Source organism: Streptomyces sp. YGL11-2 (assembly GCF_050054615.1).
Lineage (GTDB): Bacteria > Actinomycetota > Actinomycetes > Streptomycetales > Streptomycetaceae > Streptomyces.
Window position 1 is genome coordinate 163,503 of sequence record NZ_JBNHIN010000005.1, and the last position, 20,465, is coordinate 183,967.

The following is a 20,465-nucleotide window of genomic DNA, read 5'->3' on the forward strand; positions in this document are numbered from 1 at the left end:
CGTGCGCGACCCCTCGCTGCGCAGGTCCTACGCCCTCTTCCGCGCCTTCCTGCACGAACAGACCGAACCCGAGCACTGCTACCGGCTGCTCGCCCGCGACGCCGCCGACCAGGTCGAACGGTACGTCCCCCTGGACGGCGCGGTGGTCGCCGACGTCGGCGGCGGCAGCGGCCACTTCACCGAGGAGTTCCGCCGCCGCGGCGCCCACGGCTACCTCTTCGAGCCCGACACCGCCGAACTCACCGCCCGCGGGCACACCCCCCAAGGAGCGGTGGTCGCCGACGGCTACCTGCTGCCGCTGGCCGACGGCGCCGCCGACGTCTGCTTCTCCTCCAACGTCCTGGAACACGTCGCCGACCCCCAGACCTTCCTCAGCGAACTGGTCCGGGTCACCCGCCCCGGCGGCCTGATCTACGTGGCGTTCACCAACTGGCTGTCCCCCTGGGGCGGCCACGAGACCGCGCCCTGGCACTACCTGGGCGCCGAACGGGCCCGTACGCGCTACCGGCGGCGCACCGGCCGACCCGCCAAGCACACCCTCGGCGAGAACCTCTTCGCCGTCCACATCGGCACCACCCTCCGCCAGGTACGCGCCCGGGACGACGTCGCCGTCGTCACCGCCCGCTCCCGCTACGCCCCCTTCCTCGCCGAGGCCATCCCCCGCCTCCCGGGCGTCCGCGAGATCGCCACCTGGAACCTCCTCCTCATCCTCCGGCGGTTGCCATGACCCAGACGCTGCAGACGTCCCTGTCACCGGGCTCACCGGACGCCGGAGGCAACCCGGCCACCGCCCCCGCCCCGCCACCCGACGGACCCCGCCGCCGGCGCTGGCTGTTCGCGTTCTGGGCCGCCGTCCTGGCCGGATTCCTGGCCCCCGCCCCCGGCAGGATGACCTTCGAGACCAAACTCGGGGTGACCACCGACCCCTGGGCGTTCCTCGGCGACCTCGGCCAACTCTGGCACGACCGCGCCGGGTTCGGCGGCATCGCCGACCAGTACTTCGGCTACGCCTTCCCCACCCTCCCGTACTACGGCCTCACCCACCTCGTCCACCTGCCCGTCTGGCTCGCCGAACGGCTGTGGATGTCGCTGATCGTCACCGCCGCGTTCTGGGGCGCGTTACGACTCGCCGAACGGCTCCGCTTCGGCACCCCGCCCACCCGGCTCCTCGCCGCCGCCTGCTACGCCCTGTGGCCGACCTTCACCCTCGTCATCGGCTCCACCTCCGCCGCCGCCCTGCCCGGCGCCCTGCTGCCCTGGGTCCTGCTGCCGCTCACCGACCCGCGCCACAGCGCCCGGACCGCCGCCACCCGCTCGGCGCTGCTGATCCCCTTCATGGGCGGCGTCAACGCGGCCTCCACCCTCGCCTCCCTGCTGCCCGCCCTCCTGTACCTGCTGTCCCGGACCGGGCCGCGCCGCCGCGCCCTGCTCGCCTGGTGGCTGCCCGGCGTCGCACTCGCCACCGTCTGGTGGGTGGTCCCGCTGCTCCTACTGGGCATCCACGGCGAGAACTTCATGCCGTTCATCGAGCAGGCCGACACCACCACCGGCACCATGTCCGCCACCGAGATGCTGCGCGGCGCCGGCAACTGGGTCGGCTACCTCAACTTCGGCAAACCCTGGCTGCCGGCCGGCTGGACCCTGACCGCCAACGCCTTCGCCGTCCTCGGCTCCGCACTCGCCGCCGCACTCGGCCTCGCCGGCCTGGCCCGCCGCGACCTGCCCGAACGGCGCTGGCTGCTGCTGACCACCCTGACCGTCGCCCTGATCGCCCTCGCCGGCTACGGCGGAGCGCTCGGCGGCCCCGTCCACGGACTCTGGCAGGACTGGCTGAACGGCTGGCTCCGCCCGTTCCGCAACATCTACAAGTTCACCCCCGGACTCGCCCTCGCACTCACCCTCGGCCTCGCCCACCTGCTGGGCACCGCCCGCCGCACCGGCCCCGAACGCCGCCGCGCCCGCGGCCTCCCCGGCCACCGCGCCCTCCCGGCCGCCGCCGCACTGCTCGTCCTGCCCGCGCTCGCCCTGCCATACCTGACCGGCACCGTCCTCCAGCCCGGCGCCTTCACCAAACTGCCCGCCTACTGGCAGCAGACCGCGAACTGGCTCGCCGCCCACACCCCGCACAGCCGCGCGCTGGTCGTCCCCGCCACCGCCCACGGCATCTACACCTGGGGCTCCCCCATCGACGAACCCCTCGACGTCCTCGCCCGATCCCCCTGGGCACAACGCGACTTCGTCCCCTTCGGCACCCCCGGCTCCCGCCGCACCCTGGACGCCGTCGAGCAGGCCCTCCTCACCGGAGCCGAAGTCCCGGGCCTGCGCGACTACTTGGACCGCGCCGGCATCCACGACATCGTGGTACGCAACGACCTCGACCCCGACCAGATCGGCTACGTCCCCCCGCGCACCGTCACCCGCACCCTGGAAGCGTCCGGCTACCGCAAGGTCGCCGCGTTCGGCCCCCTGACGACCAGCGGCCGGATCCCCGCCGAGGCCCCCGTCCAGATCCAGGGCCTCTACCCGCGCCAGCGCTCCGTCGAGATCTACCGCCCCCAGGGCATCCCCGAACCCGGCCCGGCCACCGCCAAGGCCGTCGCCGGCACCGCACAGCTCAGCGGCGGCCCCGAATCCCTGCTCCAGCTCTCCGCCGACCCCACGCTGCGCAACCGGCCCACCGTCCTCACCGGCGACCGCCACCCCGGCCTCGGCACCCCACCGCTCCAACTGACCGCCGACGGCCTGCGCCGCGCCGACACCCGCTTCGGCCTCGTCAACAGCAACACCTCGTACACCTACACCGCCGGCGAACGGAACCACCCCGACAGCGTCCAGGACCCCGGCCGCCCGCCCCGGCAGATCCTGCCCACCACCGGCATCGAGCACCAGACCACCGCCGTCCTCCGCGGCGCCGCCTCCGTCACCGCCTCCACCAGCGGCAACTGGCTCTTCCACCTCCCCCAGTACGACCCCGTCAACGCCTTCGACGGCAACCCCGACACCGCCTGGGCCGAAGGCAGCGCCGGCAACCCCGTGGGCCAGTGGATCCGCATCGCCTTCACCAAGCCCACCGACATCCCCACCACCCTCTCCGTCACCCCCCTCCCCGGCGACGGCCTCCGCGCCGCCGCCACCTCCGTACGCATCCAGACCGACCACGGCAGCGCCGACAGCCCCCTCCGCCCCGACGGCACCCGCCAGCAGATCGCCGCCCCACCCGGGAAGGCGACCTGGCTCAAACTCACCATCCTCGGCTCGCAGACCCCGCGCGCCGGCCTCTCCGGCGCCGGCTTCTCCGAGATCTCCATCCCCGGCGTCCAGGTCACCCGGCTCCTCCAACTCCCCACCGACGCCACCGCATCCGACTCCCCCTCACAGACCATCTCCCTCCACCGGGGCAGCGACCCTGGCGGCCTGTCCCCCGTCTCCGCCGAGGTCGGACTCCACCGCCAGTTCCTCACCGGCCGCAGCGCCTCGTACACCGTCACCGGCAAGGCACTGGCCGTCCCCGGCCCCGAACTCGACCACCTGCTGGACCGCATCGCCCCCGACCAGAAGGACCGCATCACCGCCACCGCCGACTCCACCAGCTTCGGCTTCGGGCAGTCCCTCAGCCCCCGCAATCTCGTCGACGGCGACCTGACCACCGCCTGGATCGCCGGCGACAAACCCACCGTCCACCTGCGCTGGCCCGGCAAGAAGAAAATCGACCAGATCGTGCTGGCCGCGGCCGGCGGCATCTCCACCCGCCCCGAACAGATCCTGATCAACTCCCCCTACGGGGCGGCCACCGCGGGCGTCGACGAGAACGGCCAGGCCCGCTTCGACCCGATCACCACCGACCGCCTCGACATCACCATCAGCAAGGTCAAGGAACTCACCCTCAACAACCCGGTCGCCGGCCAGCCCCTGCAACTCCCGGTCGGCCTCAGCGAGATCTACATCCCCGCCCTCGACTCCTACCGCACCCCGCGCCCCGACCCCGGCAAACGCTTCTCCCTCGCCTGCGGCCAGGGCCCGATGCTCGCCGTCGACGGCGTCCTACACGCCACCAAGGCCAGCGGCTACGTCCGCGACCTCACCGACCGCCGCCCCATCACCGTCCAACTCTGCGCCGACGAGGCCCCCGACGGCCGCCTCCTCCTCCCCTCCGGCCGCCACCGCGTCGAGGCCGGCGACCAGGGCCCGCTGGCCCTGACGGACGTGGTGCTGGAACGGGGGGAGGCGAGTGGGGCGAGTGGGGCGAGTGGGACGCGCACGGCGAGCGCGGCAAGCACGGCGAGCGCGGCAAGCACGGTGAGCGCGGCAAGCACGGTGGACAGGACGGACAGGACGGACGGAACGGGCAGGGCGGACGGGACGAACAAGGCCCCTTCTGCCGCTCCCTCTTCCTCTTCCTCTTCCTCTGCCCCCTCCCCTCCCGATACCGCTGCCGCACGTCCGGTCACTGCCGGGAAGTGGACGGGTGACCACCGCACCGTCGCCATCGGCGCCGGTCAGGCCGCCTACCTCCAGATGTACGAGAACGCCAACGACGGCTGGCACGCCACCCTCAACGGCCACGAGCTGACCCCGCTCCGCGTCGACGGCTGGCAGCAGGCGTTCCTCGTCCCGGCCGGCGCCGGCGGCACCGTCGAACTCACCTATACCCCGGCCACCTTCTACGACCTCGGCCTCATCGGCGGCGTACTGGGCGTCGCCTTGCTCATCGCCGCCGCCCTCATCCGCCGCACCCCACGCACCCCGCCGCCCGCCCCGCAACCACCGCCCACCCCCTCCTGGGTCCTGGGCGCACTCGCCCTGACCGCGGTGGTCGCCATGGCGGCCGGCCCGTACGCGGTGATCGTGCCGCCGCTGGCCGTGGCGGCCCGCTACCGGCCGCGCATACTGGCCCCCCTCGCCTTCGTGGCCATGCTGGGCGCCGGCATCACCGCGGCCCTCGGCGCGGGCCACCCCGTCGCCGAACACACCGGAGCCTTCAGCGCCACCGCCCAGGCCCTCGCCCTGCTCGCCCTGACCGCAGCCGTGGTCACGGTCCCGACCCCGCCATCCGCTGCACACGTACCCACGCCTTCCGGAGCTCCCCCTGGCCCCGCACCCTCGTCACCGTCCGCACCCTCCACGCCCTCCACACCGTCAGCGCTCTCAGCACCGTCTGCACGGACCACGGCATCAACCGTTCGCCCTCCCCTGCCGCGACGTGATCGGGGCGGGGACGCGGGGACGGGCGGTGATGCGGGAACGGCCGGAAATGCGGGGACGGGTGCGGGTGTACCCGGTGGACGCCCGGGTAGCCGACTGCCCGGCGGCTCAGGAGCGTTGGACAGATCGGCCGGATCCGGAGCGGCGTCGAACGGCGGCCCGGGAAGCGCTCAGGGAGCCGCCACAGAGACCGGCGGGCCAGTCGACCGGCCGACCCACACACCCCCGACTGGCCCGCCCCTCCGCCCCTTCACACCAGCGCCGAGTCCTCATGACACCCCATCAGCCACCCCCGCCGCCAACACCTCCACCGAACCCCCGACCAACTCCCCTACCGACTCCCTTCCTGACTCCCGTCCTCGCTCCCCTGCCGACCCGCCCGCCCGGGCCGGGCGTCTGATCACGGCCCGCGGGCGGACTCCCGGCGCCGGCCCCTCCTGGGCCGCCCCGTATCGGCGTCCCACCCCGAAGGCCAAAACCGACCCGTCCCCGAGTCGTCCGACAGGTCCCGTACGACCGGCCAACACCGGGGAGGACACCGCCCGATGACCGATCTGCAACCGGCCCCGCACGACCCACCCAGCGCCCTGCGCAGCGGCCCACCGCCCGGCAGCCCGGGCGGCGAACCATCCAGCGCCGCACCGGACGACCTACCCGGCGAGCCGTCCAGCAGCCGCTGCGGCGCACCCTCCGAAACCCCCGACACCACCTCACCCGGAAACCGCGCCAAGGCCCCGCGCGCGCCGCGCCGAACCCCCGCCGGGCCTCCCCCCACCCCCACCCAACCCACCATCGCCCACGTCCCCTTCCCCGTGGTCGACGAGATCTCCCGGCACTGCCTGGCGGACGGCGAGCCGGAAACCGTACACATCGAGGTACACCTCCCCGGCCCGGTCGATCACGGCCGGCTGCGTACCGCGTTCCACCAGGCACTCGCCCGACATCCCCGGATCCTCATGCGCCAGGCCCCGGCCCACTGGTGGCACCGCCGCTACACCTGGCAGCTCACCGCCACCCCCGACGTCGACCCGGTCTCCTTCCCCCCTCCGGGCCCCGACGCCCTCGAACGCGCCCGGGAACGCGCCCTCACCCACTGCCCGCCCCTGCACCTCTCGCCCCCCGTACGCCTGGAGGTCGTCGAGCACACCACCCAACCGGGCACCTCGGCCGGCACCGTACTGCTCCTCACCATCAACCACACCGCACTGGACGGCCCGGCCTGCCTCCGCGTACTCGCCACCACCGCCGAGCTGTACGGCGGCACCGACAACTCCCCCGCACCACCCCCCGTACGCGGCCCCGGCCCCACCCCCACTACGCGCCACCCCGCTCCGGACCACCCCGACCCCAACGGCGCCACACCACCCACAGGCCGCACCCGTCCCCTGACCCGCCCCGCCCGCATCACCCCCCACCAGACCAGCAACATCAGCACCGGCACCAGCACCGACACGGGCACGGGCACGGGCACGGGCACGGGCACGGGCACGGGCACCGACGTCATCTGCAACGGCACCAGCAACGGGATGCTGCTCACCGAACTCCCCGTCCCGGCCCGTCCGCCACGCACCGCCGACGCCCCGCCCCCGTACACGGTCAACGACCAACTCCTCGTCGCCACCTGCCTGATGGCCGCCGGCTGGAACCGGCTCCACGGCCGGCGCACCGCCCCGGTCGTCGTCACCATGCCCGTCGACGACCGGCCACGCGGTGTCGAAATGCCCATCGGCAACGGCACCCGGCTGGTCTCCGTCGGCTTCGGACCGGACGCCGAACGCCGGGACGCCGCACTTCTCGCCGCCGACCCGCCCGACCCTGCCGCGCTGTCCCGCCTGCTGCGCCACACGGCCGCCCGCACCCGCGCCCTGAAGTCCGCACCACCGGGACCCCAACTCGGGTTGTCCGGAGCCCTGTTGACCACCCCCGCCCTCCCCGTCGGCCTGCGCGCCGCCCTCACCCGTACGCTGCGCTCCGCCGCCGCACCCTGGACGTCGACCACGCTCCTCTCCAACATCGGCCGCGTCCCCTACCCACTGGACTTCGGCGACGCCGGCCGGGCAACCGCCGTATGGTTCTCCGCCCCCGCCCGCATGCCCCGCGGAGTGACCGTCACCACCGTCTCGGTCGGCAACCGGATCCAGCTGGCACTCCGCTGGTCGCACGCCCTCCTCGACACCCCGGCCGCCAACCATCTGGCTGCCCTCTTCCGTTCCTCCCTCGCCGCCACCGCCCACCCCGCACCCCCGACCACCCCGCCCGCCCCGACCACCCCGCCGGCCCCGACCGCGCCCGAAGGAGGCGCCCGATGACCCCGCCACCCCCCACCACCAGCCCCGCCCCTTCCCCTCCCACCCCCCACCTCCCCACCCAGCTACGGGACTTCTACGAGAACCCCTCCGTGCCGGTCGCATCCGGCGACGCCCGGAGCCGACGACAGGCGCTGCTCCTGGCGCGCGCCCTGGGCCCCGCACGCGTGGGGGCACCGCCCGCCACCGTCCTGGACATCGGCTGCGGCGACGGCACCGCAGCCGCCACCGCCGCAACGCCCCTCGCCGGCCACCGGATCATCGGCGTCGACTGGTCCCAGGACGCGCTACGCCGCGCCGCCACCCGCATCCCGACCGTCGTACGCGGCGAACTCACCGACGGCGGACTCCCGTTCGCGACCGGATCCGCCGACGCGGTGCTCTTCAGCGAGGTCATCGAGCACCTCGTCGACCCCGATGCCGCCCTGGACGAACTCCGCCGCGTACTCCGCCCGGGCGGACACCTGATGCTCTCCACCCCCAACCTCGCCGCCTGGTACAACCGCGGGCTCCTCCTCGCCGGCATCCAACCCGTCTTCTCGGAGGTGAGCCTGCGCGCGATCCACGGCCGCCCCGGCACCCAGGTCGTCGGCCACCTGCGCCTCTACACCGCCCGCGCGCTACGCGGCTTCCTCACCGCTTCCGGCTTCGACGTCATACAGATCGCGGGCGCGCCCTACCACGACGTCCCGCGCCCCCTACGCCCGTTGGACCGCGCCGCCTGCCACATCCCGCCCCTGGCCTCCATCCTCCTCGCCCACGCCCGCCGAGCACCCACACCCTCACCCCACAACGCCCCACCACACAAAGTGAGATAACCTGGGAATCGATTACTCTCCGTAATCGTTGCCGGAGTAAGTGGAGGCCCGCAAGGCACAACGCACACGGCACACCGCCCAGCCACACACCACCCGATACGCAGCACGCATCACCCGACACACGCCCACAACCCGCAAGCCGCAAGCCGCAAGCCGCAAGCCGCAAGCCGCAACGCAGAGCGCCCAACGCCCGACACCCAAGGCCGTGCGCGCCACGCCCGACACCCAACGCCACCCAGCCGCAAAGGCCGAATCGCGGAGAGCCAGCGGGCCGAGCCAGCGGACTGGAGGGCCACGACGCCAGCCAACTGCCGGGCTGGCGAGCCGAAGAGAAGGGAGTGCAGCGATGCTCTGGTGGGGCGTGGCATCCGCGCTGCTCGCCAACGTCCTGTACAGCACGGGCTTCGTGTTGGAGAAGCGCGCCCTGTCCGGGCTGCCCGCGCTCAGCACCCACCGGCCCGCCCGGGTCGTCCGCCACCTCCTCAGCAGCCCGCTGTGGATCGTCGGCTCACTCGCCCTCGCCGCCGGTTTCGCCGCCCAACTCGCCGTCTACCGCACCCTCCCCATAGCCGCCGCACAGGGCATCTTCGTCTCGGGTCTGGTGCTCCTGCTGCTCCTGTCCTCGGTCGTGCTGGGCGAGCGGACCAGCGGCCGGGAACGACAGAGCATCGTGGCGATCCTCGTCGCACTGGTGATGGTCGTCGCCTCCTTACAGGGCCAGGACGCGCAGGCCATCGCCCGTACGGCACCGCCCGCGACACTGCTCGCCATAGCCGTGCCATCGCTCGGCGCGGGGTTGCTGCTGTACCGCTCCGCCGAACGCCGGGCACGGCGCCGCCACCGCCTGCCCACCGCGGGCGTGCCCTACGGGGTGGCGGTAGGGCTGCTCTACGGGGTCAGCTCGCTCGCCATCAAGGGCGTGTCCGGGCTGCTGGGCACCCACGACATCCCCGCCGCGGTCGGGGCGCTCTTCCGGTCGCCGTACCCGTATCTGCTCCTCTTCACCGGCGCGACGGGGCTGATTCTGTCGCAGACGGCCCTGCAGCGCTGCCGGGCCTCGGTCATCGTCCCCGTCTGCTCCACCGTGACCTGCGTGTTCACGGTCGCCTGCGGCACGGTCACCTTCGGCGAGCCGCTGCCCGCCAACCCCGTACGGCTGGCATTGCGGCTGGGCGGCACCGTCGTCGCACTGTCCGTTCTCCTGGCGCTGCCCCGTCATGACGACCGTCCTGGCCGTCGTCGCAGTCATGGCAGTGGTGGCGGTGGTGGCAGTGGTGGCGGTCATGGCAGTGGTGAGAGTCATGGCAGGCATGCCAGCCGTGGGAGTCATGGCAGTCCTGACACCGTCGCCTCGACGGGGCAGAGCAGCGACACCTCGACCGGTCACGACGCCGGCACCCCGGGCGCCTTCGCCGCCCCGCCAACCGGCCTTGCCACCCCACCGGCCGCCGCCTCCGCCTCACGCCCTTCGGCCTTCGCCTCACGTTCTTCGGCCGTCGCCCCACACCCTTCGGCCGCCTCTGCGCGCCGTTCGGCCTCCTTCCCGTGTCCCTCGGACGCACCGGGGGCGGGCGGTCACACGAGGGATCGCGCGGCCGCACCGATCAATCCATCGTCAAGACAACGGAGTTGAGCCATGAAGCGCGATGACCCGCTGCTGAGGATTCTTGCCTGCCCGATCGACAAGGGGCCGCTCCGCCTGCTCGCGCCGGACGACGCCCTCTACAACCCGCGACTGCGGCGCCGTTACCCGATCCTCGACGGCATCCCCCAACTCCTGCCGTCCTCCGGTGTGCAGGTGACCGACGAAGAACATGAGCGTGTGCTACGGCAGATCGCGGAGGAGGACGCCGACGACGGGGAGGACGCCCTCTTGGGGGAGGGCACCGACGACGGGGCGGGCGCCGGCTTCGGTGGGGGTGCGACTTACGGGGGTGACGCGGACTCCGACAGTGACGTGGGATCCAAGGGTGACGTGGGCTCCAAAGGGGGAGGTGACGCGGGATCCGATGGGGAGGCTGATGCCCGTGCAGACACTGCCTCCTCTGGTGAGCGCGGCACCCCCGCCCCTGCCCACTCCCACGCCACGTTGCCCGGAAACTCCGCTGGGGCCGGAGCCTCTCCAGGAGCCGGGGCCTCCGGTCCTGTGGACTCGGGGGCGGCGTCGTGACGTTGGCGGCGTGGTTGGGGCCGCGGTTGCCGGGGCGGTGGGTGGCTGCCGTGGCGGGCGGGCTCTATCCGCGGTTCGAACCCGAGCTGCGGCGGCTCGCGGACTTCTGTCCGGCGGGCGGGACGGCCGTGGACGTCGGCGGGTGGTACGGCCCGTGGACCCGGCGCCTGGCGCGGCGCGCGGACCGGGTCGTCACCATCGAGCCCGTCCCCCACCTGGCCCGGCTGATCGCCTCCGTCACTCCCTCCCATGTCGACGTGGTCTCCGCGGCGGCCACGGATCGCACCGGTTGCGCCACGCTCTGGCTGCCCCCGGACGGCCGCGGCGACCGCGGGGTCTCCTCGCTCGTACGCCGTGAGCTGCACACCACCGCCCTGGACGTCCCCTGCCTTCCCCTGGACACACTGAAGCTGTCGGCCGTCACCCTCATCAAGATCGATGTGGACGGCGGCGAACTGGCGGTACTGCGCGGCGCGGCGCACACCATCGAGCGTGAACTACCCGCACTGTTCGTCGAGTTGGAGACCCGCATTCAGCCGCTCACGCCCGTACTGGAGTGGACGGCCGCGCGGGGGTATCGCGGCTGGGTCCTGCCGCGTGACCGCTGGCTGCCGCTGGCCGACTTCGATCTGCCCGCCCATCAGTGCCGCACCTCCCATCTCGCCGAACACGGCCTGCTGAGGCGCTCCCTCGCCCCGCACCGCCGGTACGTCAATTCCGTGCTCTTCCTCCCCGACGGCGCCCGCCCCGGACCCGTCGCCTCCGCGCCGGCCGCCGCCTCCGCGGCGCCCGTCCGCGACCATGTCCATCATGAACCCCGCCACTGACAACGACCCGCCCGCCGGCTCCGGCGCCCCCTCCGACCTGCCGGGCCCCCTCGCCTTCCAGCTCGTATTGCTGCGCCGGATGGCCGACCACCAGCCCGGTCTCGTCGAGGACGCACTCGGCGAACTGGGGGTCTCCCGGGCCGAGATGCGTGAGGCCAACCGCCGCTGGCAGGCCCGGATGCACGCCCCGCGGGCGCGGGCCGGCGTCCAGCCGTACCGTGCGCTGCTCGGCGCCCCCGAGACCGTCGCCGTTCGCCGCGTCGGCGATCTGACCTGCGAGGCGCTGACCTGGCCGGTACCCCTCTGGCCCGATCTGCGGTTCGAGGTCCTCACCGCCCCAGGCGGCGCCGTGTGGAACGCGTGGCTCGTCCGGGCGCCCGGCGCAGCCACCCCCGTGCTGCGTACGACGGAGGACCTCACACCGTGGTCGTGCACGGTCGACGAGGTCGCCCGCGCCTTCGCGCCGGCCCGCCCCATGGAGGGCAGCGCCCCCAACCGCTGGCAGCTGGCCTGCACCGCCCCCGGTCCGGACGGGGAACTGCAGGACGTCGTCGCGGAGTTCACCTGGGGCCTGTTCCAACGCAGGGTGGACTGACGGACCGGCGGGTGCGGACGCGAGCGATCGGCCGCGTGGGGGCCGGTCGATGTGGACGGTGGCGGCATGGTGGTGACGTGGCGTCAGGTAGGCGGCCGGTTCGCCGGAGACCATTGGGTCGGTGCGTTAGAGAGCCCGGACGTCGGTGAGCTGGGACGTCGGTGAGCTGGGACGTTCGTAAGCCGGGACGTCCGTATGCCGGTACGTCCGTGCATTGGTGCGGCATGAGCACGTGAGTCGCCGGGCCGGGCCGCCCCGCCGCCTTCCCTCGCGCCTTGCCCCGTACCTCCCCCGTCCCCCGGCCCCTTCCCCGACCCCCTCCCCGTCTCCGTCTCCGTCGCTGTGCCGCCTGCGTCAGCGTTCCCGTCACCCCTTCGCCCGGACTTCCCCTCCTCCGTCCCCCGAGCGGACGCGCTCGACGAGCGGGGTGGGAATCGGGCCCGGAGGATGGCGCACGAGCGCTCCCGTGTGGGCGCTTGCGTCCATTACCGGCCCACCGGGGACGGCCAGACCGGCCCATCGGGGAGGAATCCACCATGACCATCTGCCTCGCCCAACTGCGGCGCTGCTCGGCCGCCGTCGACCTCGGTGCGGCCCGGACCAGGGTGTATGTCAAGAACCAGGGGCTGGTCGTCGACGAACCGACCGTCGCCGCGGTCAACACCCGTTCCGGCTCGCTGCTGGCCGTCGGCGCTCAGGCCGAGGTGATGGAGGGCCGCACCCCCGACTACATCAAGGTCGTCCGGCCGGTCTCCAACGGGACGGTCGTGGACATCGACATGGCGCAGCGGCTGCTGCGCCACCTGGTCGGCGACAAGCTGCGCAAGACGTGGCGGCGCCGGCCGAGCATGCGGGCCGCGGTCTGCCTGCCGTACGGCAGTGAGCCGCTGGCCCAGCGGGCGGCCGTGGAGACCCTCACCGGGCTGGGTGCGCGGCGGGTCGAACTGGTCGACACGCTGGTCGCCGCCGCCGTCGGCTGCGGGCTGCCGGTGGAGCAGCCGGAGGCGACGATGATCGTGGTGTGCGGCGCCGGCACCACCCAGGTCGCGGTGCTGTCCCTCGGCTCCATCGTGGCCGCCGAGACCGTCCCCGTGGGCGGCAATGCCATCGATCACGCGGTCATCCAGCATCTGCGGCTGCACCACGAGCTGATGCTGCCCGGCCAGTCGGTACGCCCGCTGCATCTGATGTTCGCCGGGGAGGGCGAGCTGACGCCGGGCACCACTGAGGTGCACGGGCGGGATGTAGTGAGTGGACTGGCGCGCTCCGTGCACGTCGACACCGAGCGGGTACGGCGCGCGATCATCACGCCGCTGACCGCGATCCTCGACGGTATCGGGGCGGTGCTGCGGCGCTGCCCGCCGGACCTCGTGGCCGACCTCGGGGAGCGCGGCATCATGCTGGCGGGCGGCAGCGCGGTGATCCCGGGACTGGAGCCGATGATCCACGAGGCGACGACGATGCCGGTGCACATCGCGGACCGGCCCGGCACCTGCGCGGTGCAGGGGCTGGGCGCCATGATCGAGGGCAAGGTGCAGCCCCTGCACCTCGATCCGATGGCTCCGTAGCTGGGTAGCCGGGTAGCTGGGTGGCTCGGTGACTCCGTAGCCCTGTGGCTCTGTAGGAGGAAATACGACGCGCGGTGGGACGGCTGAGGAAGTCCGACGTAGGAGGAAATCCGACGCGCGGTGGGACCGCTGGGGAGGAAGTGCGACGGCCCGGCTGGCCGGGCGGGCCCGGCCGGCGGGCGTTCCGGTCACAGGCTCCGGGCGTTCCAGGCGATCACCGCGGGGCGGTTGTGTTCGGTGCCCAGGACGCCGACCGCGCCGGTGCCGAAGGTGAACAGTCCGCCCGCCGCGGCCGGCAGGCCGAGGCGGCGGGCGGTCAGTACGCGCAGGAAGTGGGCATGCGCCACCAGGGCCACATCGCCCTCTTCGGCCTCCAGATGGGGCGCGATGCGGGCCAGTACGCGGTCGGCGCGTGCACCGACCTCCTCGGGTGTCTCCCCCGGGTGGTCGGCGGGACCGGGGGCGACGCCGTCGCTGAACAGATACCAGCCGGGTCTGCTGCGGTGGATCTCGGCGGTGGTGACGCCCTCGTCGCCGCCGTAGTCCCATTCCCGCAGGTCGTCGAGGATCTGCGGCGACGGGAGCCCGGCGAGTTCGGCGGTGCGCAGTGCGCGGGCCATCGGGCTTGCGTAGACCTGCCCGATCTTCCGGCCGGACAGCACCGGCCGCAGCGCGCGGGCCTGCTCCTCGCCGTCGGCGGTGAGCGGGAGGTCGGTCCAGCTGGTGTGCCGGCCGTCCCTGCTCCACTCGGTCTCGCCGTGCCGGATCAGCAGCAGCTCGCTCACTCGGCCTGCGCCTGCTCTCCCTGCTGTGCCGCCTGCTGGGCCTGGGCCTCGGCGACCGACGCCCGGACCTCGTCCATGTCGAGTCCGCGGGCCTGGCCGATCACGTCCTCCAGGGCGGATTCCGGCAGCGCGCCGGGCTGGGCGAACACCGCGATGTTGTCCCGGACGATCATCAGGGTCGGGATGGACTGGATCTCGAAGGCGGCGGCCAGCTCGGGCTCCGCTTCGGTGTCGACCTTGGCGAAGACCAGGTCGTCGTGCTTCTCGGACGACTTCTCGAAGATCGGGCCGAACCGCTTGCAGGGCCCGCACCACTCGGCCCAGAAATCGATCAGGACGAAACCGTTGCCGGAGACGATCTCGTCGAAGTTGTCCTTGGTGAGCTCCACGGTGCTCATACGCGCTTCCCTGCTTCCGGTCTGCTGACGATGTCCGGGTCGGTGTCCCGTCGATCGGGTCGGTGTCCCGTCGGTCCGGTCGGTGTCCGGTATCCGCAACGGGATCAACCCGCACCGTATTCCGCACACCGGACCGTCCCGCTCCCCTGCCCACCCCAGCCGCTCCTAGACATCCCGCCCCTGGGGAATCGCCATACCGCCGTGTGGCGCATCGCACGGCGCCCTGGGAGAAGCGCACGCCCCCGTTCGGGCCTCCGGTCCCCGTGAGCGGTACACACGGTCCCCCAGGTGCCCGGCCGCGCGGTCCCGTGCTTCCGGTGTCAGATCCGGTACAGGGCTAACGCCACCGTCGCGCGGCCGGGTGCCGTCAGGCCGGTGCCGTCCGGGCTGCGCCCGGTGAGCCGGGCCGGCGCGCGGTGCCCGGCGGGACTTCGGGGAACGTGTGGCCGGCGGCCAGATCGGCAGCCAGATCGGCGTGATGCTCCTCCAGTTCGCGCAGGCGGGTGGCGAGCAGGCTCTCCGGCGTCCGCAGTTCGCCGGTGCTCACCCGCGTCACGCGGGCTGCGGACAGCAGCCGTAGGCGGCACTGCCCGACGTACCAGGCCGCGTCGCGCCGCGCTGCCCGACGTACGCGGCGCTGCCTGCGTGTGCGGGGACGGTGGAATCAGGAAGCCGGATCGCCGGTATGTGCGTGGGCTGCGATGGTCCGGATCGCCGCCCTACGATGGACGGGGGGCCTGCCCGGAAGGAGGTGCCGGCCCATGGAGACGCGCGTCGATGAGATCGCCGACGGCATCTACCGGATCTCCACCTACGTTCCCGAAGTGGCCGCACCGGCGGGGTTCACGTTCAACCAGTTCCTCATCGACGCGGAGCAGCCGCTGCTCTTCCACACGGGCATGCGGCAGCTGTTCCCACTGGTCTCGGAGGCCGTGGGCCGGGTCGTGCCGCTGGACCAGCTGCGCTGGCTGGCCTTCGGGCATGTGGAGGCCGACGAGTGCGGGGCGATGAACGAGTTCCTGGCCGCGGCCCCGCGGGCCGAGGTGGCGCACGGCCTCCAGGGGTGCCTGGTCTCGCTCAACGACCTGGCCGACCGGCCGCCGCGCCCGATGGCGCACGGTGAAACGCTTGACCTGGGCGGCAAGGAGGTGCTGCGGCGCCGGGTGATGAACCTCAACACCCCGCATGTGCCGCACAATTGGGAGGCGCGGGTGCTGTTCGAGGAGACCACCGGCACGCTGCTGTGCGGCGATCTGTTCACCCACCTCGGCGACGGCTCGCCGATCACCGACCACGACCTGGTCGGGCCCGCGCTCGACGCGGAGGAGTTGTTCCGTCAGACGTCGTGCCTGACGGCGGCGGTGGCCACCATGCGGTCGCTGGCCCGGCTGTCGCCGAGGACGCTGGCCGTGATGCACGGGTCGTCGTACTACGGGGACGGGGCGGCGGCGCTGCGCGAGTTGGCCGACGGCTACGAGGACCGGTTCAGTCCGGAGATCTCGTTCGCCGGCCGGCCGAGCACCCTCGCCGGCCAGGACGCCCCGCAGGGATGACTCCGCGGGACGCCCTCGTGGGATGACCCGCGGATGACCCGTGGGATGACCCGACGGAACGAGCCGGTGGCGATGTCGCCGGGCCTGCGTCGTGGCACTCGGCGGTCCGTGGCGGCGGTTAGCATCGCTGGAGAGACCGCCAAGGACGGAGTGTTCATCTGTGCGTCATCTGCGCGTAGGCGTCGCCATCTTGACCATGGGAAACCGCCCCGCCGAACTCCACGAGCTGCTGGATTCGGTGGCCAAGCAGGACCTCCCGGCGACGCACATCGTGGTCGTCGGCAACGGCTCGCCGCTGCCCCCACTGCCCGATGGCGTGACCGGCCTGTCGCTGAGCGAAAACCTGGGGGTCTCCGGTGGCCGGAACGTCGCCCTGGACGAGCTGCGCAAGCTCGGCGAGCTGGACGTGGTGGTCGACCTGGACGACGACGGGCTGCTGATCAGCCCGGACGTCTTCAGCCGGCTCGCGGAACTGTATGAGCGGGATCCGCAGTTGGGCGTCGTGAGCTTCCGCATCGCCGACGAGCGGGGCCGCACCCAGCGCCGCCACGTCCCCCGGCTGCGGGTCGGCGACCCGCAGCGCGGCGGCCTGGTCACCACCTTCCTCGGCGGCGGTCACGCACTGTCCGTGCCGATGCTGGACCGGATCGGCGGCTGGCCGGACGAGTTCTTCTACGCGCATGAGGAGACCGACCTGGCGTGGCGGGCGCTGGACGACGGCTGGCGCATCCGCTACGCGCCGGAGATCGTGCTCCAGCACCCGTACACCTCGCCCACCCGGCACGCGGTCTACCACCGGATGGTGGCCAGAAACCGCGTCTGGCTGGCGAAGCGCCATCTGCCGGTGCTGCTGGTGCCGGTGTATCTGGGCGTCTGGGCGGGCCTGACGGCCGTCCGCAGCCGCTCGGCGGCGGGCATGCGGGCATGGGCCGCCGGGTTCGCGGAGGGCGTGCGGACCCCCTGCGGACGGCGGCGGCCGATGCGCTGGCGCACGGTGTGGCGGATGACGCGGCTGGGACGGCCGCCGGTCATCTAGGGCCGCTCCGGCATACGTTCAGGACCATCCGCCGGGCGTCCGGGTTGATCCGTCAGGCGTCCAGGGCGAGATGGATGCCCTCGTAGGCCAGCCACTGGGCGTGGGTGTGCAGCCCGTGGACGAGGTCCGTGGCGGGTTTCCAGCCGGGCGGGGCCGGGGGCCAGGGCGCCTCCTCCGTACGGCGCGGGGGTGCGGCGGACGCTGTCGGCGGTGCCTCGGCGAGCGGTACGGGGCGGACCGCCGTCTGTACCGCCGTTGCCAGTTCGGCGGCGGTGACCGGGGCGCCGGCCAGCCCGGCGGTCCCGTCCGGCGGGGGCGTGCGGAGCATCGCGGACAGCGCGCCGACCAGATCACCGACGTGCAGGGGGCGCAGCTCCGCGTCCGGGTCCTCGACGGTCAGCGGGTAGCTGCGCAGCGCGTCCCAGACGAGGCGGCCGATCCGCGTGTCGTGCGGGCAGCCCGGGCCGTACAGCTCCCCGACGCGGACGGTCACGTCCCTGAACTGCCCTGAGAGGTCCGGGTACTTGATGGTGAGGGTGAGGGAGGTGCCGCGGCCGACGTCGGCGGCGGTGGCGGCGGTGGCGGGAACCGGCGGGTGCTGCGGGGTCAGGGCCGTCAGGTCGAGCAGCGCGTCGTACGGGCGGGCGGCGGGCTCGTCGGGGGCGGTGGGGCGACCCAGGAGGGTGATCCGGTGTCCGGCGTCGGCCAGGCCCCGTACGAGGTGTTCCGTGAGCGGGGTCGCGGACCCGAGCACGCCGACCCGCAGGGGGGCCGCGGTGCGGGGGCGGGCCGGGCGGGCCCGCTGCCGGTCGGCCGCCTCGCGGCCGGCCGCGACGCCGGCGAGGGTGATCTGCGCAAGTTCCGCCCGCAGTTCGGCGATGCGCTCCTCGGGCTGGGCGTAACTGATGCCGCCGGGGCCCACGGTGGCCAGCGCCTCGGCGAGGACGGCGGGGTCGGGGGCGGTGCCGCCGTCGGGCGCGGCGGTGCGGTGGAGGCCGTCCCGCTGCTGGACGAATCCCATCGTGAAGGCCGTCAGCCAGGTCCCGGTGGCCGCGGCGGAGCCGCTCGCTTCGGCCATTCCCACGATGGCCGGTTGCGGTCTTCCGGGGCGTACACCGCAGCCCTCCAGGTATTGCTCGCAGGTGAGATGGAGCCAGTGACCGGGATCGTCGCCGGGGGCGCCGACGCGTACCGCGCACTGCGCGACGCCGTGTTTGAAGAACGGCAGCACCCGCAGTCCGCCCAGCCGGACGTCTTCGCGACCGGGAACGTCCGAGGGCAGAAAACAGACCGAACGGCGCGGTCCGCGGAAGGCATTGCCGGAGATGCTGCCGTGGTCCTCGTGTTCGGCGAGGCTGGGTACCGAAACGTATGCGGGGATTCTGTGCGCGCGTAAGTAGTGGTTCATCAGGATGTCGTCGGGCCAGCTGTCAAGATGGCGTCGGCCGAAAGCCACGAATCCGGCGGCGACTTCCCTGGGCAGAATGATGGCGACGCACGGAAAATACTCGTTGACGGCCGCCACCCAGCGCGCTCCGGCCAGCGCGCCGAATCGGACCGCGGCGCCGTTTCTGGAGTCCCAGAGCGCGAAAAGTGCGAGGGCCGCGTCCGGCATCTCTTCGACCGCCATCCGGGCGCGCGTGAAGAACGTATCGGAGAGGATCATGTCGTCCTGGACGACGAGTTGATGAGTGGCGCCGTCCTCGATCGCCGACCAGGCGCACAGCGCGGTCCGTAATACGGACGGTTTCCCGGCCGGGTCCGGGTCCATGACGACGCGTAATGCGCCCGGCGGGGCGGCCTGCGCCAGGCGTTCCGCTGCCGCGCGGCGTTTCGGGTGGGTCATCACGGCACCGCTCAGCCGATATCGCGTCATCAATTTCCTCCGGCGCTTTTCGCCGTGCCGGGCATTCCGGCACAGGTGGATCCGGACAGTACGGCGGTCGCCGGGAGCGCCGCAAGACTGCCGAAATCGCGCTCTGGTAGCGGCATTCGGCGACCGACATGCTGACCGCTGGCCCAGGTCGGGCGGTCTCGTGCACAGGGAGAGGGTTCCATGTCGGCGACGGCGAACGGCACTGGTAACACCGGTGGTATCGGTATCGGCACCGGTAATGGCGTGGGAAGTGCGGCGTGCGGCGATCCGGGGGAATCGGTGGCGGCCCGGCTGGAGAAACTGCGGGACGCCCGTGTGGTGGTGACCGGTGGCGCCGGATTGGTGGGCAGCCGGCTGGTTGCCCTATTACGCCGGGCGGATGCCGAGGTGACGGTACTGGACCGGCTGGACGCCTATCCCGAATCGGCGCACACCTCGTTGTTCGGGGTGGACGGTCTCGGGGCGAAGACGGTGGTCGGGGATATCTGCGACCGCGAAGCGGTGCGTACGGTGCTCGACGGCGCCGACTATGTGGTGCACGCCGCGGCGTACGCCGACGTGGCCGCGTGCACCCGGCGGCCCGACATCGCCTTCCGGGCCAATGTGCAGGGCACCCAGGTGGTGCTGGAGGAGGCCGCGGCGTCCACGGTGCGGCGGCTGGTGCTGGTGTCCTCGGCGGCGGTGTACGGGGACGGCGATCCCTCCGTACGGGGGCCGCAGGTGTTCCGCGAGGACCAGCGGCTACTCCCGGTGTCGGTGTACGCCAACTCCAAGCTGTGGGCCGAGCACCAGACGCGGCTGCTGCTGGGCGGCCCGGACACCCCGGAGTACGCGGTGCTGCGCTACTTCTCCGTGTACGGCGATCCGCAGATCCCCAAGCCCGGCAGCCATTCGTGGATGGTGGCCTGGCTGTCCATGCAGGCCCGGCTGGGCCGCCCGATGCGGCTCAACGGGGGCGGGGTGCAGGTGCGGGACCTGGTGCACGTCGAGGATGTCGCGGCGGCCACCGCGCTGGCCCTGATCGAGGAGCGGATGGCCGGGGAGACGGTCAACGTCGGTACCGGTGTGCCGACTTCGGTGCGCGAGGTGGGCGAGCTGATCGCGCCGCACTTCCCCGCGTCGCGGTTCGTCACCACTCCCATGCCGCAGGGCGATCCGCTGGGAGGGTACGCCGCGACCGAGCACTCCCGTGAACTGCTGAGCTGGCAGCCGCGGATCGACGTCCGGGCGGGTGTGGAGCGGTATGTGCGGTGGCTGTCGGCGACACCCCATGCGGTGCCGGGGTGGCTGGCCGCCGAGCCGGCCGCATGACAGCCTGCCGCCGGGAAGGC

Annotated in this window: 14 protein-coding genes and 2 pseudogenes; 12 read left to right on the plus strand and 4 right to left on the minus strand. The window is 72.9% G+C overall.

The window, feature by feature from the left end:
• Position 1 precedes the first annotated feature (1 nt).
• The 9 genes and pseudogenes from ACO1BR_RS08485 to ACO1BR_RS08525 all read left to right on the plus strand — a co-directional run bounded on the left by ACO1BR_RS08485 (position 2) and on the right by ACO1BR_RS08525 (position 13,486).
• Positions 2-727, plus strand: a complete 726-nt coding sequence (locus ACO1BR_RS08485; RefSeq protein ID WP_426794408.1) for a class I SAM-dependent methyltransferase — start codon at positions 2-4, stop codon at positions 725-727.
• A complete protein-coding gene (locus ACO1BR_RS08490; protein ID WP_426794409.1) occupies positions 724-5,751 on the plus strand; it encodes an alpha-(1->3)-arabinofuranosyltransferase domain-containing protein in 5,028 nt (1,675 codons plus the stop codon). Before ACO1BR_RS08485 ends, ACO1BR_RS08490 begins: the two co-directional genes overlap by 4 nt.
• Entirely contained in the window at positions 5,748-7,511 is a 1,764-nt protein-coding gene (locus tag ACO1BR_RS08495) for a condensation protein (RefSeq protein WP_426794410.1), read from the plus strand. Before ACO1BR_RS08490 ends, ACO1BR_RS08495 begins: the two co-directional genes overlap by 4 nt.
• Positions 7,508-8,326 carry a class I SAM-dependent methyltransferase gene (locus tag ACO1BR_RS08500; protein WP_426794411.1) on the plus strand — a complete coding sequence of 273 codons (819 nt, stop codon included), beginning with the start codon at positions 7,508-7,510 and terminating at the stop codon, positions 8,324-8,326. Before ACO1BR_RS08495 ends, ACO1BR_RS08500 begins: the two co-directional genes overlap by 4 nt.
• Positions 8,327-8,672: 346 nt before the next feature.
• Positions 8,673-9,548 (plus strand): annotated as a pseudogene (locus ACO1BR_RS08505) (DMT family transporter); the annotation flags it as partial.
• A gap of 414 nt (positions 9,549-9,962) precedes the next feature.
• Positions 9,963-10,166 (plus strand): annotated as a pseudogene (locus tag ACO1BR_RS08510) (Trm112 family protein); the annotation flags it as partial.
• Positions 10,167-10,492: 326 nt separating this feature from the next.
• Complete coding sequence (locus tag ACO1BR_RS08515) at positions 10,493-11,323, plus strand: FkbM family methyltransferase (RefSeq protein WP_426794412.1); 831 nt, start codon at positions 10,493-10,495, stop codon at positions 11,321-11,323.
• Complete coding sequence (locus ACO1BR_RS08520) at positions 11,307-11,918, plus strand: hypothetical protein (RefSeq protein ID WP_426794413.1); 612 nt, start codon at positions 11,307-11,309, stop codon at positions 11,916-11,918. The genes ACO1BR_RS08515 and ACO1BR_RS08520 overlap by 17 nt, the downstream gene beginning before the upstream one ends.
• 536 nt (positions 11,919-12,454) lie before the next feature.
• Positions 12,455-13,486: a rod shape-determining protein gene (locus tag ACO1BR_RS08525; RefSeq protein ID WP_159503914.1), complete on the plus strand. Its 1,032-nt coding sequence runs from the start codon at positions 12,455-12,457 to the stop codon at positions 13,484-13,486.
• A gap of 188 nt (positions 13,487-13,674) precedes the next feature.
• On the opposite strand, the gene ACO1BR_RS08530 is transcribed toward ACO1BR_RS08525, so the two are convergent.
• From ACO1BR_RS08530 to ACO1BR_RS08540, 3 genes are all read right to left on the minus strand, one after another.
• Positions 13,675-14,271 carry a histidine phosphatase family protein gene (locus ACO1BR_RS08530; protein ID WP_426794414.1) on the minus strand — a complete coding sequence of 199 codons (597 nt, stop codon included), beginning with the start codon at positions 14,269-14,271 and terminating at the stop codon, positions 13,675-13,677.
• Positions 14,268-14,669: a thioredoxin gene (gene trxA / locus ACO1BR_RS08535; RefSeq protein WP_426794415.1), complete on the minus strand. Its 402-nt coding sequence runs from the start codon at positions 14,667-14,669 to the stop codon at positions 14,268-14,270. The genes ACO1BR_RS08530 and trxA overlap by 4 nt, the downstream gene beginning before the upstream one ends.
• Positions 14,670-15,036: 367 nt before the next feature.
• On the minus strand, positions 15,037-15,225 hold the full coding sequence (locus tag ACO1BR_RS08540; protein WP_426794416.1) for a hypothetical protein: 189 nt from the start codon (positions 15,223-15,225) through the stop codon (positions 15,037-15,039).
• Between the two features lie 205 nt (positions 15,226-15,430).
• On the opposite strand from ACO1BR_RS08540, the gene ACO1BR_RS08545 reads away from it, so the two are divergent.
• Both ACO1BR_RS08545 and ACO1BR_RS08550 read left to right on the plus strand, forming a co-directional pair.
• Positions 15,431-16,222: an MBL fold metallo-hydrolase gene (locus ACO1BR_RS08545; RefSeq protein WP_426794417.1), complete on the plus strand. Its 792-nt coding sequence runs from the start codon at positions 15,431-15,433 to the stop codon at positions 16,220-16,222.
• 160 nt (positions 16,223-16,382) lie between these two features.
• On the plus strand, positions 16,383-17,258 hold the full coding sequence (locus tag ACO1BR_RS08550; protein WP_426794418.1) for a glycosyltransferase family 2 protein: 876 nt from the start codon (positions 16,383-16,385) through the stop codon (positions 17,256-17,258).
• A 52-nt stretch (positions 17,259-17,310) separates the two neighbouring features.
• Here ACO1BR_RS08550 and ACO1BR_RS08555 read toward each other — a convergent pair whose 3' ends face one another.
• Positions 17,311-19,134 carry a hypothetical protein gene (locus ACO1BR_RS08555; protein WP_426794419.1) on the minus strand — a complete coding sequence of 608 codons (1,824 nt, stop codon included), beginning with the start codon at positions 19,132-19,134 and terminating at the stop codon, positions 17,311-17,313.
• Between the two features lie 180 nt (positions 19,135-19,314).
• On the opposite strand from ACO1BR_RS08555, the gene ACO1BR_RS08560 reads away from it, so the two are divergent.
• Positions 19,315-20,445, plus strand: coding sequence for an NAD-dependent epimerase/dehydratase family protein (locus ACO1BR_RS08560; protein ID WP_426794420.1), 1,131 nt, complete (start codon positions 19,315-19,317; stop codon positions 20,443-20,445).
• Positions 20,446-20,465 lie beyond the last annotated feature (20 nt).